General features: G+C 70.5%; 14 protein-coding genes. 11 read left to right on the forward strand and 3 right to left on the reverse strand.

Features of this window, described 5'->3' with window-relative positions:
• Nucleotides 1–150: 150 nt before the first annotated feature.
• Together rplQ and truA are read left to right on the forward strand one after the other, a co-directional pair.
• Nucleotides 151–636, forward strand: a complete 486-nt coding sequence (rplQ, locus tag GTW40_RS05260; RefSeq protein ID WP_161178972.1) for a 50S ribosomal protein L17 — start codon at nucleotides 151–153, stop codon at nucleotides 634–636.
• Between the two features lie 91 nt (nucleotides 637–727).
• On the forward strand, nucleotides 728–1,582 hold the full coding sequence (truA, locus tag GTW40_RS05265; protein WP_161178973.1) for a tRNA pseudouridine(38-40) synthase TruA: 855 nt from the start codon (nucleotides 728–730) through the stop codon (nucleotides 1,580–1,582).
• Nucleotides 1,583–1,625: 43 nt separating this feature from the next.
• On the opposite strand, the gene GTW40_RS05270 is transcribed toward truA, so the two are convergent.
• The gene (locus GTW40_RS05270; protein ID WP_161178974.1) at nucleotides 1,626–2,495 is read right to left on the reverse strand and encodes a hypothetical protein; all 870 of its coding nucleotides are present in this window, start codon (nucleotides 2,493–2,495) and stop codon (nucleotides 1,626–1,628) included.
• 331 nt (nucleotides 2,496–2,826) lie between these two features.
• Between GTW40_RS05270 and rplM the strand changes: the two genes are divergently transcribed.
• The 3 genes from rplM (at nucleotide 2,827) to glmM (ending at nucleotide 5,371) form a co-directional block, all read left to right on the forward strand.
• A complete protein-coding gene (rplM, locus tag GTW40_RS05275) occupies nucleotides 2,827–3,270 on the forward strand; it encodes a 50S ribosomal protein L13 (protein ID WP_161178975.1) in 444 nt (147 codons plus the stop codon).
• 42 nt (nucleotides 3,271–3,312) lie between these two features.
• The gene (rpsI, locus tag GTW40_RS05280; protein ID WP_161178976.1) at nucleotides 3,313–3,834 is read left to right on the forward strand and encodes a 30S ribosomal protein S9; all 522 of its coding nucleotides are present in this window, start codon (nucleotides 3,313–3,315) and stop codon (nucleotides 3,832–3,834) included.
• Nucleotides 3,835–4,012: 178 nt separating this feature from the next.
• Nucleotides 4,013–5,371 carry a phosphoglucosamine mutase gene (gene glmM / locus GTW40_RS05285; protein WP_161178977.1) on the forward strand — a complete coding sequence of 453 codons (1,359 nt, stop codon included), beginning with the start codon at nucleotides 4,013–4,015 and terminating at the stop codon, nucleotides 5,369–5,371.
• On the opposite strand, the gene GTW40_RS05290 is transcribed toward glmM, so the two are convergent.
• Nucleotides 5,368–6,297 carry a DUF389 domain-containing protein gene (locus tag GTW40_RS05290; protein WP_161178978.1) on the reverse strand — a complete coding sequence of 310 codons (930 nt, stop codon included), beginning with the start codon at nucleotides 6,295–6,297 and terminating at the stop codon, nucleotides 5,368–5,370. The genes glmM and GTW40_RS05290 overlap by 4 nt on opposite strands.
• A gap of 22 nt (nucleotides 6,298–6,319) precedes the next feature.
• Nucleotides 6,320–7,309, reverse strand: coding sequence for a type I pantothenate kinase (gene coaA / locus GTW40_RS05295; protein ID WP_161178979.1), 990 nt, complete (start codon nucleotides 7,307–7,309; stop codon nucleotides 6,320–6,322).
• 199 nt (nucleotides 7,310–7,508) lie between these two features.
• Here coaA and GTW40_RS05300 point away from each other — a divergent pair, with 199 nt between their 5' ends.
• The 6 genes from GTW40_RS05300 to GTW40_RS05325 all read left to right on the forward strand — a co-directional run.
• Nucleotides 7,509–8,726, forward strand: a complete 1,218-nt coding sequence (locus tag GTW40_RS05300; RefSeq protein ID WP_161178980.1) for an acyltransferase — start codon at nucleotides 7,509–7,511, stop codon at nucleotides 8,724–8,726.
• Between the two features lie 249 nt (nucleotides 8,727–8,975).
• Nucleotides 8,976–9,797, forward strand: coding sequence for a hypothetical protein (locus GTW40_RS05305; RefSeq protein ID WP_161178981.1), 822 nt, complete (start codon nucleotides 8,976–8,978; stop codon nucleotides 9,795–9,797).
• A 107-nt stretch (nucleotides 9,798–9,904) separates the two neighbouring features.
• Nucleotides 9,905–11,752, forward strand: a complete 1,848-nt coding sequence (glmS, locus tag GTW40_RS05310; RefSeq protein WP_161178982.1) for a glutamine--fructose-6-phosphate transaminase (isomerizing) — start codon at nucleotides 9,905–9,907, stop codon at nucleotides 11,750–11,752.
• Nucleotides 11,753–11,896: 144 nt separating this feature from the next.
• Nucleotides 11,897–12,835: a hypothetical protein gene (locus tag GTW40_RS05315; protein WP_161178983.1), complete on the forward strand. Its 939-nt coding sequence runs from the start codon at nucleotides 11,897–11,899 to the stop codon at nucleotides 12,833–12,835.
• A 15-nt stretch (nucleotides 12,836–12,850) separates the two neighbouring features.
• Nucleotides 12,851–13,222, forward strand: coding sequence for a holo-ACP synthase (locus tag GTW40_RS05320; protein WP_161178984.1), 372 nt, complete (start codon nucleotides 12,851–12,853; stop codon nucleotides 13,220–13,222).
• Between the two features lie 46 nt (nucleotides 13,223–13,268).
• Nucleotides 13,269–14,040 (forward strand): NAD(P)H-hydrate epimerase (locus tag GTW40_RS05325; RefSeq protein ID WP_202485416.1); only part of this gene is annotated, 772 nt, incomplete at its 3' end.

Consider the following 14,040-nt stretch of genomic DNA (forward strand, 5'->3'; position numbering starts at 1 on the left):
GTGGCTGGTCGCGCAGTTCCCCGCGCCCCTTTGGGGCGCGGACCACTCCGGGAGTCTGAAAAGGCTCCCGGATCTTCGACAGGCGACCGCCTGCTCGGATACTGACTCCGGTACCTGATACGGCCGGGGCAGACACCTAGGAGAAACACCATGCCGAAGCCTGCCAAGGGCGCCCGTCTGGGCGGCAGTGCCGCGCACGAGAAGCTGCTGCTCGCGAACCTCGCGAAGAGCCTCTTCGAGCACGGCCGTATCACCACCACCGAGGCGAAGGCGCGCCGTCTGCGCCCGTACGCCGAGCGTCTGGTCACCAAGGCGAAGAAGGGCGACCTTCACAACCGCCGCCAGGTGCTCCAGGTCATCACGGACAAGGGCATCGTCCACACGCTCTTCACCGAGATCGGCCCGCGGTACGAGAACCGCCCCGGTGGTTACACCCGCATCACCAAGATCGGTAACCGTCGTGGCGACAACGCGCCCATGGCCGTCATCGAGCTGGTCGAGGCCCTGACCGTTGCCCAGCAGGCGACCGGTGAGGCCGAGGCCGCCACCAAGCGTGCGGTCAAGGAGTCCGAGGAGGCCAAGGTCGAGCAGACCGAGGCCGTCGAGGCCCCCGCCGAGGAGTCCAAGGACGCCTGAGGCACTGCCTGACGCGTGAGAACGGGTCCGCCCTCCGGGGCGGGCCCGTTTTCTTGTTTTTCCATGGGCGGCGCCCTGAGAGGATTTCCCTGTGAGTGACGAAGCACAGCCCGGCCATGTCCGTATCCGCCTCGACCTGTCGTACGACGGCACCGACTTCCACGGCTGGGCCAAGCAGGCCGGTGGGAGGCGGACCGTGCAGGGGGAGATCGAGGACGCCCTCAGGACGGTCACGCGGTCGAAGGAGACGTACGAGCTGACCGTGGCCGGGCGCACGGACGCCGGGGTGCACGCGCGCGGCCAGGTCGCGCACGTCGACCTGCCCGAGGACGTGTGGGCCGAGCACCGGGAGAAGCTGCTGAAGCGGCTCGCCGGGCGGCTGTCCAAGGACGTACGGGTGTGGAGCCTGACCGAGGCGCCCGCCGGGTTCAACGCGCGCTTCTCGGCGGTCTGGCGGCGCTACGCCTACCGCGTCACCGACAACCCCGGCGGGGTCGACCCGCTGCTGCGCAACCATGTGCTGTGGCACGACTGGCCGCTCGACGTGGACGCCATGAACGAGGCCGCGCGCGTGCTGCTCGGCGAGCACGACTTCGCCGCGTACTGCAAGCGGCGCGAGGGCGCGACGACCATCCGGACGCTCCAGGAGCTGAGCCTCACGCGCGGTGCGGACGGTGTCGTCACGGCGACGGTCCGCGCGGACGCGTTCTGCCACAACATGGTCCGCTCGCTGATCGGCGCGCTGCTGTTCGTCGGCGACGGGCACCGGGGACCGGAGTGGCCGGGCAAGGTGCTGGCGGCCGGGGTGCGGGACTCGGCCGTGCATGTCGTACGGCCGCACGGGCTGACCCTGGAGGAGGTCGGCTACCCGGCCGACGACCTGCTGGCCGCCCGGAACAAGGAGGCCCGGAACCGGCGTTCGCTGCCGTCGGCGGGCTGCTGCTGAGCCACGGGACGCGGCGCGGGGGCCCCGGGGAGCCCCCTCGCGGCTACTTGGCGGCGGCCGACGCCTGGGCCTCGCCGCGGCGCAGGAGCTGGCGGAAGGTGAACTGCGCCAGGTCGTTGCCCGCCGAGAACACCTTGTTGTCCTTGAGGGTGACGTCCTTGCCGTTGGTGAAGCCCGCGGTGGTGAAGTAGGCGTACCGGCCAAGGGTGTTGGTCGTGGTGCGGCAGATCGCGGACTCGCAGAAGGGCTTGACGCCCTTGCCGGACAGCGAGGAGATGATGCTCTTCGTGTCGGTCTGGCCCTTGAACGCGGTGGCCTCGGCCGCGGTGTCGAAGACGGCCACGCCCGCGGTGACCGCGACGCCGTCGTTGACGTAGCTGACCCGCATCAGACGGGTGCACTTGTTCGCGGTGAGGAGCTTCGGCAGGGTGCCGCGCGCGCCGGAGGCGCAGTTCTTCGTGTCGGCGGTGGCGCCCTTCTTGTACACCGTCTCGCCCATGGTGAGCTGGGTGCCCGGGAACAGGGTCTCGGGGCTGAGCGCGGCGGTGTCCTTCTGGGCGCTGGAGATGAAGTCCTTCGGGTCCAGCGGGGGCGGCGCGCTGGTCGGCTCGAAGGACGGCGCCGTGGCGGTGCCCGGCAGCGAGGCGCTCGGGGGCAGGGCGGAGGGGCCGCCGGCGGTGTCGTCGTCGCCCGCGTTGACGACGGCCATCGCGACGGCCGTGCCTATCGCGGCCGTGGCCAGGGCGCCGCCGACGATGAGCAGCACCTTGCGGCGCTTGCTCCGGTTCTCGGACTGGTCCGCGAGTGCGGCCCAGTCGGGGGACCCGTCGCCGCTCTTGGCGCTCCACGGCTGTTCGGATTGAGGTGTCCAGGGGTCCCACTGATTCTGGGAGCCCCCCTGCCCGTAACTCATGGGGCGCATCTTAGAGGGGCCCCGAGGGTGCCGGTGCGCCCGAGGGGACGGGCCCGGGAGGCGATACGGGGACCTACCGCGCAGGGGGGAACATCTCGGCGCGCCGGGATTCGGTTCCGACGCGTTTTGACCCGTCCGGGGGTGCCCCGGTAGGCTGGCTCCTCGTTGTGTATTGGCTTGCTCATTCTCACGGGACGGGCCCTTACACCGGTCCACCGGGCCGATGACCAGCGATCTGCACGCGGTTGCGTCACCGCAGTGCGATCGAGGCTGTCGTGATCGTTTCGGTGACCTGTTCAGGACCATTCACTCGAAGCGAAGGCTACGAACCGTGCGTACGTACAGCCCCAAGCCCGGCGATGTGACGCGCCAGTGGCACGTCATCGACGCTCAGGACATCGTCCTGGGCCGCCTGGCCACCACCGCCGCCTCCCTGCTGCGCGGCAAGCACAAGCCGATCTACGCGCCGCACGTCGACACCGGTGACTTCGTCATCATCGTCAACGCCGACAAGGTGCACCTGTCCGGCAACAAGCGGACCCAGAAGATGGCGTACCGCCACTCCGGTTACCCGGGTGGTCTGCGCTCGGTCCGTTACGACGAGCTGCTCGACAAGAACCCCGAGAAGGCCATCGAGAAGGCCGTCAAGGGCATGCTCCCCAAGAACACCCTCGGCCGTCAGATGCTCTCGAAGCTGAAGGTCTACAAGGGCGACCAGCACCCGCACGCTGCCCAGCAGCCGGTGCCGTTCGAGATCACCCAGGTCGCGCAGTAATTCCGGCCGCCCCCTAAGACTGAACAGAATCTGAGGAGAATCGTGGCCGAGACCACTGCCGAGCAGCCGCTCGAAGAGACCGAGCTCGTCGACATCGAGAGCTACACCACCGAGACCGAGCTCCCCGTCGAGGGTGAGTACACCTCGGAGTCCGTCGCGTCCCGCTTCGGTGAGCCCCAGCCGGCCGCCGGCCTGGGCCGTCGGAAGAACGCCATCGCCCGCGTCCGGATCGTTCCGGGCACCGGCAAGTGGAAGATCAACGGTCGCACCCTCGAGGACTACTTCCCGAACAAGGTGCACCAGCAGGAAGTCAACGAGCCCTTCAAGGTGCTCGAGCTCGAGGGCCGCTACGACGTCATCGCCCGCATCGCGGGTGGCGGTGTCTCCGGTCAGGCCGGTGCGCTCCGTCTCGGTGTCGCCCGTGCGCTGAACGAGGCCGACGTGGACAACAACCGCGGCGCCCTCAAGAAGGCCGGCTTCCTCAAGCGCGACGACCGTGCGGTCGAGCGCAAGAAGGCCGGTCTGAAGAAGGCCCGTAAGGCTCCGCAGTACAGCAAGCGCTAAACAGCGGCGCTTCGCGCGTACTCCGAACGCCCCGACGGCACGCCTGTGTGCCGCCGGGGCGTTCGTTTATCTCCGTCAAGGGCGTATAACGACACAAGACGCTCAAAGGCTTGTGCGATTGGATGCTCTGGCACATGCCATGATTCCTCGCAGCAGTTGCGCTTCTTCAGGAGGACAAGTGGGACGACTCTTCGGCACCGACGGCGTGCGTGGCGTCGCCAACGCGGACCTGACGGCCGAGATGGCGCTCGGCCTGTCCGTCGCGGCGGCGCATGTGCTGGCCGAGGCGGGTACTTTCGCGGGCCATCGGCCGAAGGCGGTGGTCGGCCGCGACCCGCGGGCGTCCGGGGAGTTCCTGGAGGCGGCCGTGGTGGCCGGTCTGGCCAGCGCGGGCGTGGACGTGCTGTGCGTGGGCGTGCTGCCGACGCCCGCCGTGGCGCATCTGACCGGCGCGCTCGGCGCGGACCTCGGCGTGATGCTCTCCGCGAGCCACAACGCCATGCCGGACAACGGCGTCAAGTTCTTCGCGCGCGGCGGTCACAAGCTGGCCGACGACCTGGAGGACCGTATCGAGGCGGTCTACGAGTCCCACCGCCACGGTGAGCCCTGGGAGCGGCCCACCGGTGCCGGGGTCGGCCGTGTGCGCACGTACGACGAGGGCTTCGAGACCTATGTCGCGCATCTGCTGTCGGTGCTGCCGAACCGCCTCGACGGGCTGAAGATCGTCCTGGACGAGGCGCACGGCGCGGCCGCCGCTGTCTCCCCGGCCGCGTTCGAGCGGGCCGGTGCGGCGGTCGTCACGATCGGCGCCGAGCCGGACGGCCTGAACATCAACGACGGCTGCGGCTCGACTCACCTGGGCCCGCTGAAGGCCGCCGTGCTCGAGCACGGCGCCGACTTCGGCATCGCGCACGACGGTGACGCCGACCGCTGCCTGGCCGTGGACCACACCGGCGAGGAGGTGGACGGCGACCAGATCCTGTCCGTCCTCGCGCTGGCGATGCGCGAGCGCTCGGAGCTGCGCTCGGACACCGTGGTCGCGACCGTCATGTCCAACCTGGGCTTCAAGCTGGCCATGGAGCGGGCGGGCATCCGGCTGGTGCAGACGGGGGTCGGTGACCGCTATGTGCTGGAGGAGATGAAGCAGCACGGCTACGCGCTGGGCGGCGAGCAGTCCGGGCACGTCATCGTCCTGGACCACGCGACCACCGGCGACGGCACGCTGACCGGTCTGCTCCTTGCCGCGCGGGTCGCCGAGACCGGGCGCGGGCTGCGTGAGCTGGCCTCCGTCATGGAGCGGCTGCCGCAGATCCTGATCAACGTCCCGGACGTCGACAAGTCCCGGGTCCAGACCTCGGCCGACCTCGCGGCGGCCGTCGGCGAGGCCGAGCGCGAGCTGGGCGAGACCGGCCGGGTGCTGCTGCGCCCCTCCGGCACCGAGCCGCTGGTCCGCGTGATGGTCGAGGCCGCCGACATCGACCAGGCCCGCTCGGTGGCGGGACGGCTGGCCGATGCCGTGAAGTCGGCGCTGGGTTAACTCGTGCTGCCCTTCCTGGCCCAGTACCACTTCTGGGCCAGGAGGGTCAGGACGCCCGCGATCACGATGCCGAGCAGGTTCAGCAACAGCTGTTCGCTGGAACCGACGGTCTGGTTCGTGTCGCCGTAGGCCAGGGCGACGGCCGCGTTGGCGGCGGCCGGGACTGTCGTCACCGAGATGGCGACGCCGACCAGGGCACCCGACTTGGCCGAGGTCAGCGAGAGGGTTCCGGCGGCGCCCGCGAGCAGCGCGACCACGAACGAGAACGCGTCCGGCGCGTAGACGAACGCGGTGTTCGGGCGGTCGCCCTCCAGTTGCGCCTCGCTGAACAGCCCGGCCGCGTCCATGAGTACGGCGAAACCGGCCGTCAGCGCCATCGCGGCGGCGAAGCCGACCAGCAGGGCGATGAGCGAGCGGGCCGCGAGCCGGGGCCTGCGCCGGACCATGGCGGTGCTGATGCCCGCCAGCGGCCCGAACTCCGGCCCCACCGCCATCGCCCCCACGATCAGCACCGCGTTGTCCAGGACGACGCCGCAGGCCGCGATCATCGTGGCGATGGCGAGGAACGCGACGTAGGTCGCCGAGAGGGTGGACTCCTCGTGGGTCTCCTCGACCAGGTGCTCCCACAGCACGGCGTCCGCCGCCTCGCCGGGCGCCTCCTCCTCGGCCCGGTCGGCCCGGTGGGACAGCGACAGGTCGATGTCCTCCACGGCGATGGAGCCGTCGCGGTCGATGCCGAGCCGCTGGAGACCGGAGAGCAGGTCGTCGCCCGCCTCCCGGGCGACGTCGCACATCACCACGTCCCCGGCCGGGTTCCGGGCGGCACCCGGCAGCACCACCAGATGGGTGGTGCCGACGGTGTCCTCGATCAGGCGTACGGCGTCGTCCGTGCGGTCGGGCGGGGTGATCAGGCGCAGATGCAGCATGGCGCCCATCCAACCGGAGGCGTCACAGCTTGCGCAGGCGCAGGCGCTGGACCGTGTGGTCGGGGCCCTTGCGCAGGACGAGACCGGCGCGGCCGCGGGTGGGGGCGATGTTCTCGACGAGGTTCGGCTTGTTGATCGTGCGCCACAGGCCGCGCGCGTAGTCCACGGCCTCCTCCTCGGAGACCTGGGTGTACTTGCGGAAGTACGAGTCCGGGTCCTGGAAGGCGGTGTTGCGGAGCTTCCTGAAGCGGTTGAGGTACCAGCGCTCGATGTCCTCGGCGCTCGCGTCGACGTACACGCTGAAGTCGAAGTAGTCCGCGAGGCCGACGCGGGTGCGGCCGTCCTTGCCGGGCAGGGCGGGCTGGAGGACGTTCAGGCCCTCGACGATCAGGATGTCCGGGCGGCGCACGGTGAGCTTCTCGCCGGGGACGATGTCGTAGATCAGGTGGGAGTAGACGGGGGCGGTCACCTCGTCCTTGCCGGCCTTGATGTCGGCGACGAAGCGGGTCAGGGCGCGGCGGTCGTAGGACTCCGGGAAGCCCTTCCTGGACATCAGGCCGCGCGCCCGGAGCTCCTTGGTGGGCAGCAGGAAGCCGTCCGTGGTGACCAGTTCGACGCGCGGGTGCTCGGGCCAGCGGGACAGCAGGGCCTGGAGGAGACGGGCCACGGTGGACTTGCCGACCGCGACGGAGCCCGCGACGCCTATCACGAAGGGCGTCCCGGACTGGGAGCCCTTCTCGCCGAGAAAGGTGTTCAGCGCCCCTCTGAGGCCGTCGGTGGCGCCGACGTAGAGATTCAGCAGGCGCGAGAGCGGCAGATAGATGTCCCGTACCTCGTCGAGGTCGATGACATCGCCCAGCCCGCGCAGCTTCTCCACCTCCTCGGCGGTGAGCGGCAGCGGAGTCTTGTGGCGCAGGGCGCTCCACTCCGCGCGGGTGAGGTCGACGTAGGGAGTCGCCTCCGGCCGGTGCCGGTGGGCGCTCCTCGGGAACTCGGAGACCGGTGAGATCACATTCCATTGTTAACGGAGTTCGAACGGGGCAGGCGGGTGGGGTCGGTCACGTTGACCGGATGAAGGGTGTGAGCGTGGTGTGTGGCAGGGTCGAAGGTTGTCCGGAGACGGCAGGGCAACCGTTCCTCCCGCCTGGCTGTCATGTGAGCGTGAGTTCACACAGCACGGACGCAGAGACTGGCACTGAAACGGTGGATGGATGACCCTGAGGGATGACACGGCGGTGGCCGAAAAGACCGATGAGCGAAGCACTGAGGAGACCGCCACCGCAGATGTCCGGGTGTCCCAGGCGCCCTCGGAACAGAAGTCGGAGCAGAAGGAGGCCGCCCCCGCCCGCCGCAAGGGGCGGCTGGCCGCGCTGGACGGACTGCGGTTCCTGGCCGCCGTCGCGGTGGTGGTCTTCCACTTCACCGGCCAGGTCCCGGCGACCATGGAGCACGTCTGGGGGCGCCCCTACCAGGCGATCTTCCCCGACTCGCACCGCTATCTGGCCTACGGCCGGCTCGGTGTCGACCTGTTCTTCCTCATCAGTGGCTTCGTCATCTGCATGAGCGCGTGGGGCCGGTCCCCGCGGGACTTCTTCATATCCCGCGTCACCCGGCTCTACCCGATGTACTGGATCGGCGTGCTGGTGTCGGCGGCCGTCATCTACCTGTTCCACGCCCCGGTGGGGAACCCCAACCCGCGGGTGCTCTTCGCCAACCTCACGATGCTTCAGAAGCCGCTCGGCGTGCCCAACCTGGACGCGGTGTACTGGACGCTCTGGCCCGAGCTCTGCTTCTACCTGACCTTCTCGATCGTGGTGTGGATGGGCCTGACCTACACCCGGGTGGCGGTCTTCTGCGGCATCTGGACGGTCGCCGCGGTGCTCGCGCCCGCCGCCCATCTCCCCCTGATGACGGTCCTGGTCAACCCGACCTCCGCGCCGTACTTCATCGCGGGCATGGCCTTCTACCTGATGTACCGGTTCCGTCCGACCCCGCTGCTGTGGGGGATCGTCCTCATGTCGTGGCTGCTGGCGTTGCACTTCGTCCTGGCCCCGCACGGCGGCCGCCTCAACTGGGCCACCTGGCACCCGTGGCGGGGCTGGCTGGTGCTGGCGATCTCGGGCTGCTTCGCGCTGATCGCCGCCATCGCGCTCGGCTGGACCAGCCGCATCCAGTGGCGGTGGCTGAGTGTCGCGGGGACGCTGACCTTCCCGCTGTACCTGCTGCACGACGTGATCGGCCTGACCATCGTCCATCACTTCGGCGACCGGATCGACCCCCGTGTCCTGGTCGTGTCGACGGTGGCCGGACTGGTCGTGCTGTCCTACGTGGTGCACCGGCTCGTCGAGCGCCCGATCGCGCTGTACATGCGGCGCTGGCTGAACAGCGCCTCCTTCGGTCTGGAGGCGCCCGCGACGCGCCGGGGCTGAGCACTCGGAAGCACTCGGACGCCGGGAACGGAGGCGCACCGCGGACGGACTGCCGTCCACGCGGTGCGCCTTCGCCTTGTGGCGGACGAGGAGCCCTCGCGGAGATCACGTGATCGTCACGGTCCGGAGCCGGATGGTCATCAGATGATCATCTGTGGGGCATCTGTGACTAAAGTGCGAGGCAACTGTGTGTAAAGCGCAAGCCGTTGCCGCGGGTTCCTTCCGCGGGTCCGAAGAAAGAGTCCCCACGTGAGTACCACCGCCGCCCGCCGCGCCGGCCTCGTCGCCGCCTCCGCCGCCCTCGCTCTGCTCGCCACCGCCTGTGGCGGCTCCGACGACGGCGCCAAGGGTGCGGAGGTCAAGGGAGACTCGACCGCCTCCGCCTCCGCCTCCGCCTCCGCCTCCGCCTCCGCCTCCGCGGCCGCCGCTCCGGCGGCCGAGCCGCTGACCGCCGCCGAGCTGGAGAAGGCCGCGCTGGCCCAGTCGGACGTCAAGAAGGGCAAGGTCCCCGCCAAGCTCGCGGCGACGGACGACATCGCCAAGGGGCGGATCAAGACGGACAAGGCGGCCTGCCTGCCGCTGGCCTACGCCCAGGCCGGTGTGGCGCAGGGCGAGCCCGTGGCGACGGTCAAGCGGTCCTGGATGGGCGACGCGAAGCCGCCGGCGGCCGGCACCAAGCCCGAGGACGCGCTGGTGGCCTCGCTCGACCGGGAGAAGATGCTGGTCACGCTCGCCTCCTACAAGGACGGTGGCGCCGAGGAGGCGCTGAAGGCGCTGAGCGCGGCCGTCGAGAAGTGCCCCGGCGGCTTCACGTCCACCGTGGACAGCGACAAGACCCCGTACGTCAAGGCCGTCGCCACCGCCGCGCCGAAGGGTGGCGACGAGGGTGCCGCGATCACCCTGACCATGGACGCCGGGGACGGCGTGAAGGCTCCGGCCAAGCTCGTCGCCGTCCGCAAGGGCGCCACGCTCGTGACCTTCAGCGCGATCAACTTCGCCACTGCGGCCACCGGCAAGGACTTCCAGGTCCCGGCCGACGTGATCGCGGCACAGATGGGCAAGCTGGGCTGAATCGACCCCTCGGTGTTCCCGCCGGTGCTGCGTGCACCGGTGGGAATTTCCGAATTCGGGCACAGAGCGGCCGTTTTTGACAGCTGACGGACCGTAGGCTGCCGCGCATGTGCGGAATCGTGGGATACGTAGGGGCGCGTTCGGCGCTCGAAGTCGTGATGGCGGGTCTGAAGCGGCTGGAGTACCGGGGGTACGACTCCGCCGGTGTCGCGGTGCTCGCGGACGGGGGACTGGCGTCGGCCAAGCGGGCCGGGAAGCTGGTCAACCTGGAGAAGGAGCTGGCCGAACGGCCGCTTCCGGCCGGTACGACCGGCATCGGGCACACCCGGTGGGCCACGCACGGCGGACCGACGGACGCCAACGCGCACCCGCACCTGGACAACGCGGGCCGGGTGGCCGTCGTGCACAACGGCATCATCGAGAACTTCGCGGTGCTGCGCGCCGAACTCGCCGAGCGCGGGCACGAACTGGCCTCCGAGACCGACACCGAGGTCGTCGCGCACCTGCTGGCCGAGGAGTACTCCGCGACGGCCGACCTCGCGGAGGCGATGCGGCTGGTGTGCCGCCGCCTGGAGGGCGCCTTCACGCTGGTCGCCGCCCACGCGGACGCCCCGGACGTGGTCGTCGGCGCGCGCCGCAACTCCCCGCTGGTGGTGGGAGTCGGGGACGGCGAGGCGTTCCTCGCCTCCGACGTCGCCGCGTTCATCGCGCACACCCGGGACGCCATCGAGCTGGGCCAGGACCAGGTCGTCGAACTGCGCCGCGAGGGCGTGACGGTGACCGACTTCGACGGCTCCCCGGCCGAGGTCCGCGCCTTCCACGTCGACTGGGACGTCTCGGCCGCCGAGAAGGGCGGCTACGACTACTTCATGCTCAAGGAGATCGCCGAGCAGCCGAAGGCCGTCGCCGACACGCTGCTGGGCCGCGTCGACCCCTCCGGCTCGCTCACCCTGGACGAGGTGCGCATCGGCGCGGCCGAGCTGCGCGAGGTGGACAAGGTCGTCATCGTCGCCTGCGGTACGGCCTTCCACGCGGGCCTGATCGCCAAGTACGCCATCGAGCACTGGACCCGCATCCCCTGCGAGGTCGAGCTGGCGAGCGAGTTCCGCTACCGCGACCCGATCCTGGACGGCCGCTCCCTGGTCATCGCGATCTCCCAGTCCGGCGAGACCATGGACACGCTGATGGCGCTCCGGCACGCCCGCGAGCAGGGTTCCAAGGTGCTGGCCATCTGCAACACCAACGGTTCCACCATCCCGCGCGAGTCGGACGCGGTGCTCTACACGCACGCCGGTCCCGAGGTCGCCGTCGCCTCCACCAAGGCGTTCCTGACCCAGCTGGTCGCCTGCTACCTCGTCGCCCTCTATCTGGGCCAGGTGCGCGGCACCAAGTGGGGCGACGAGATCCGCGCGGTCGTACGGGACCTGTCCCGGATCTCCGGCGAGGTCGAGCGCGTCCTGGAGACCATGGAGCCGGTGCGCGAGCTGGCCCGCTCCCTGGCGGACCACGACACGGTCCTCTTCCTCGGCCGCCACGTGGGCTACCCGGTCGCCCTCGAAGGCGCCCTCAAGCTCAAGGAACTCGCCTACATGCACGCCGAGGGCTTCGCGGCGGGCGAGCTGAAGCACGGTCCGATCGCGCTGATCGAGAAGGACCTCCCGGTGGTCGTGGTCGTGCCCTCCCCGCGCGGCCGCTCCGTCCTCCACGACAAGATCGTCTCCAACATCCAGGAGATCCGCGCCCGGGGCGCCCGCACCATCGTCATCGCCGACGAGGACGACGACACGGTGGTCCCGTACGCCGACCACCTCATCCGCATCCCCGCCACTCCCACTCTCCTCCAGCCCCTGGTCGCCACGGTCCCGCTCCAGGTCTTCGCCTGCGAACTGGCGGCGGCCCGCGGCAACGAGGTGGACCAGCCGAGGAACCTGGCGAAGTCGGTGACGGTGGAATAGCGCGGACGAAACTCCGGGCCGGTCTGCTGAGGGAGGCCCGGAGTTTCCCGCAGAGTGAAGGGGAACGTTTTTCCGGTCCTCGAAAGGGTGAATGCCGCGCGATTGTCGAGACGTCGCCGCTCCCGCGCCCCCACGATCGCGGACATGGTCACATCCACCCACGAGACCTCGCACCGGATCTTCCAGGACCATCCCGAGGTACTCGCCCCCGTCTTCCAGGCGCTGGGGCTGGAGCCGCCCGCCAAGGCGGAGATCGAGGCGATCACTCCGGACGCGACGGAGCTCAAGCCGCTGGAGCGTCGCGTCGACACGGTGCTGAAGGTGGTGCCGTCCGACGGTGACGGGTTTCTGCTCGCCATCGAGGCCCAGACGAAGCGGGCGCCGGACAAGGGCGTCAACTGGGCGTACTACGTCAGCTATCTGCACGCCAAGTTCGAACTTCCGGTGCTGCTCGTCGCCGTCTGCAGGCACCGTTCCACCGCGACCTGGGCCGCAGGCCCCTTCGAGTGCCGGGTCGGACCCTGGGCGACCCAGGTCACGCGCCCCTTCGTGCTGGGGCCCGACACGGTGCCCCGGATCACCGACGAGGCGATGGTGGCGCGTGAGCCCGCGCTGGCCACGTTTTCCGCCATTGTTCACAGCGAGAGCGAGCAGAGCGACGCCATACTGCATCTGATGGCTCGTGGAATGCGCTCGTTCGACAAAGCCACCGCCCTGTACTGGTCGGAACTTCTGGAAATCGGGCTGGAGAACACTCCGGCCCGGGGCATGTGGAGGGAGTTGGAGAAGATGGTGGTCACGTTCTTTCCCGGGCGGGGGACGGTCTTCGAGGAGGCGTACCTGGACGGGAAGGCCAAGGGAGAAGCCGAAGGGAAGGCCAAGGGAGAGGCCGAAGGGGAGGTCAAGGGGGAGCTGGCCGGCAAGAAGCAGGCCGTGCTGCGGGTGCTGGAGGCTCGTGGGCTGACCGTCTCCGACGACGTGCGTGAGCGGGTCCACGCCTGCACCGACTCCGAGGTGATCGACACGTGGCTCGACCGCTCCGTCGCCGTCGAGCGGGTGGAGGATCTGTTCGCCGAGGAGTGACCGTAGGCTCCTCGCATGGGCATTGTCGGGGTCGGGATCGATGTGGCCGAGATCGAGCGGTTCCGGGCGGCTCTGCAGCGCACGCCCGGGCTGGCCGACCGGCTGTTCGTGGCGGGGGAGTTGCTGCTGCCGGGTGGTGAGCGGCGCGGGATCGCCTCCCTGGCGGCGCGGTTCGCGGCCAAGGAGGCGCTCGCCAAGGCGCTGGGCGCGCCGTCCGGGCTGCTCTGGGTGGACGCCGAGGTGTACGTCGAGGACAGCGGGCAGCCCCGGCTGCGGGTCAAGGGCACGGTGGCCGCCCGCGCGGCGGAGCTGGGCGTGCGGTCCTGGCACGTCTCCCTCAGCCACGACGCGGGCGTCGCCTCGGCCGTGGTGATCGCCGAGAACTGATCCATCCGGGTGCGCGGGTCCGCGCTCGCGGGGCAGACTCGAAGACATGCGTACGGCGTACAGCGTGGAGACGGTACGGGCGGCCGAGCGGGCCCTGATGGCGCGGCTGCCCGAGGGCACCCTCATGCAGCGGGCGGCGGCCGGTCTGGCCGCGGCCTCGGCGGAGTTCCTGGGGCGGCTGCGCGGCAGCCGGGTGGTGCTGCTCGTCGGCAGCGGCGACAACGGCGGCGACGCGCTGTACGCCGGGGCCCGGCTGGCCCGGCGCGGCGCGGGCGTCACCGCCGTACTCCTCTCACCCGACCGGGCGCACGCGGGCGGACTCCAGGCGCTGCGAGGAGCGGGGGGCCGTGTCGTCACGGACCCCGGGGACGCGCTCGGGGCCATCGGGCGGGCCGACCTCGTCCTGGACGGCATCGTCGGCATCGGCGGCAAGGGCGGGCTGCGCCCCGACGCCCGGCGGCTGGCGGAGGCCGCCGAGCGCTCGCACGCCGGGATCGTCGCCGTCGACCTGCCCAGCGGGGTGGACGCGGACACCGGCGAGGTCCGCGGGGCCGCGGTGCGAGCCGATCTGACGGTCACCTTCGGCGCGTACAAGCCGGGCCTGCTGATCGACCCCGGGCACGAGTACGCCGGAGCGGTCCGCCTCGTGGAGATCGGGCTCGAACTGCCGCCCGACCCGGCCGTGGAGGCCCTTCAGCACGCGGACGTGGCCCGGCTGCTGCCGGTGCCCTCGGCGGAGAGCGACAAGTACCGGCGCGGGGTGCTCGGCGTCGCCGCCGGGTCCGCGCGCTACCCCGGCGCGGCCGTGCTCGCCGTCT

This window comes from Streptomyces sp. SID4985 (assembly GCF_009863025.1).
In the GTDB taxonomy this organism is placed as follows: domain Bacteria; phylum Actinomycetota; class Actinomycetes; order Streptomycetales; family Streptomycetaceae; genus Streptomyces.

Bases quoted from the DNA above. Each gene is read 5' to 3' on its own strand.
- rplQ (WP_161178972.1), top strand. From the start codon at position 151: ATGCCGAAGCCTGCCAAGGGCGCCCGTCTGGGCGGCAGTGCCGCGCAC.
- GTW40_RS05270 (WP_161178974.1), bottom strand. From the start codon at position 2,495: ATGAGTTACGGGCAGGGGGGCTCCCAGAATCAGTGGGACCCCTGGACA.
- GTW40_RS05290 (WP_161178978.1), bottom strand. From the start codon at position 6,297: ATGCTGCATCTGCGCCTGATCACCCCGCCCGACCGCACGGACGACGCC.
- GTW40_RS05300 (WP_161178980.1), top strand. From the start codon at position 7,509: ATGACCCTGAGGGATGACACGGCGGTGGCCGAAAAGACCGATGAGCGA.
- glmS (WP_161178982.1), top strand. From the start codon at position 9,905: ATGTGCGGAATCGTGGGATACGTAGGGGCGCGTTCGGCGCTCGAAGTC.
- GTW40_RS05315 (WP_161178983.1), top strand. From the start codon at position 11,897: ATGGTCACATCCACCCACGAGACCTCGCACCGGATCTTCCAGGACCAT.
- GTW40_RS05320 (WP_161178984.1), top strand. From the start codon at position 12,851: ATGGGCATTGTCGGGGTCGGGATCGATGTGGCCGAGATCGAGCGGTTC.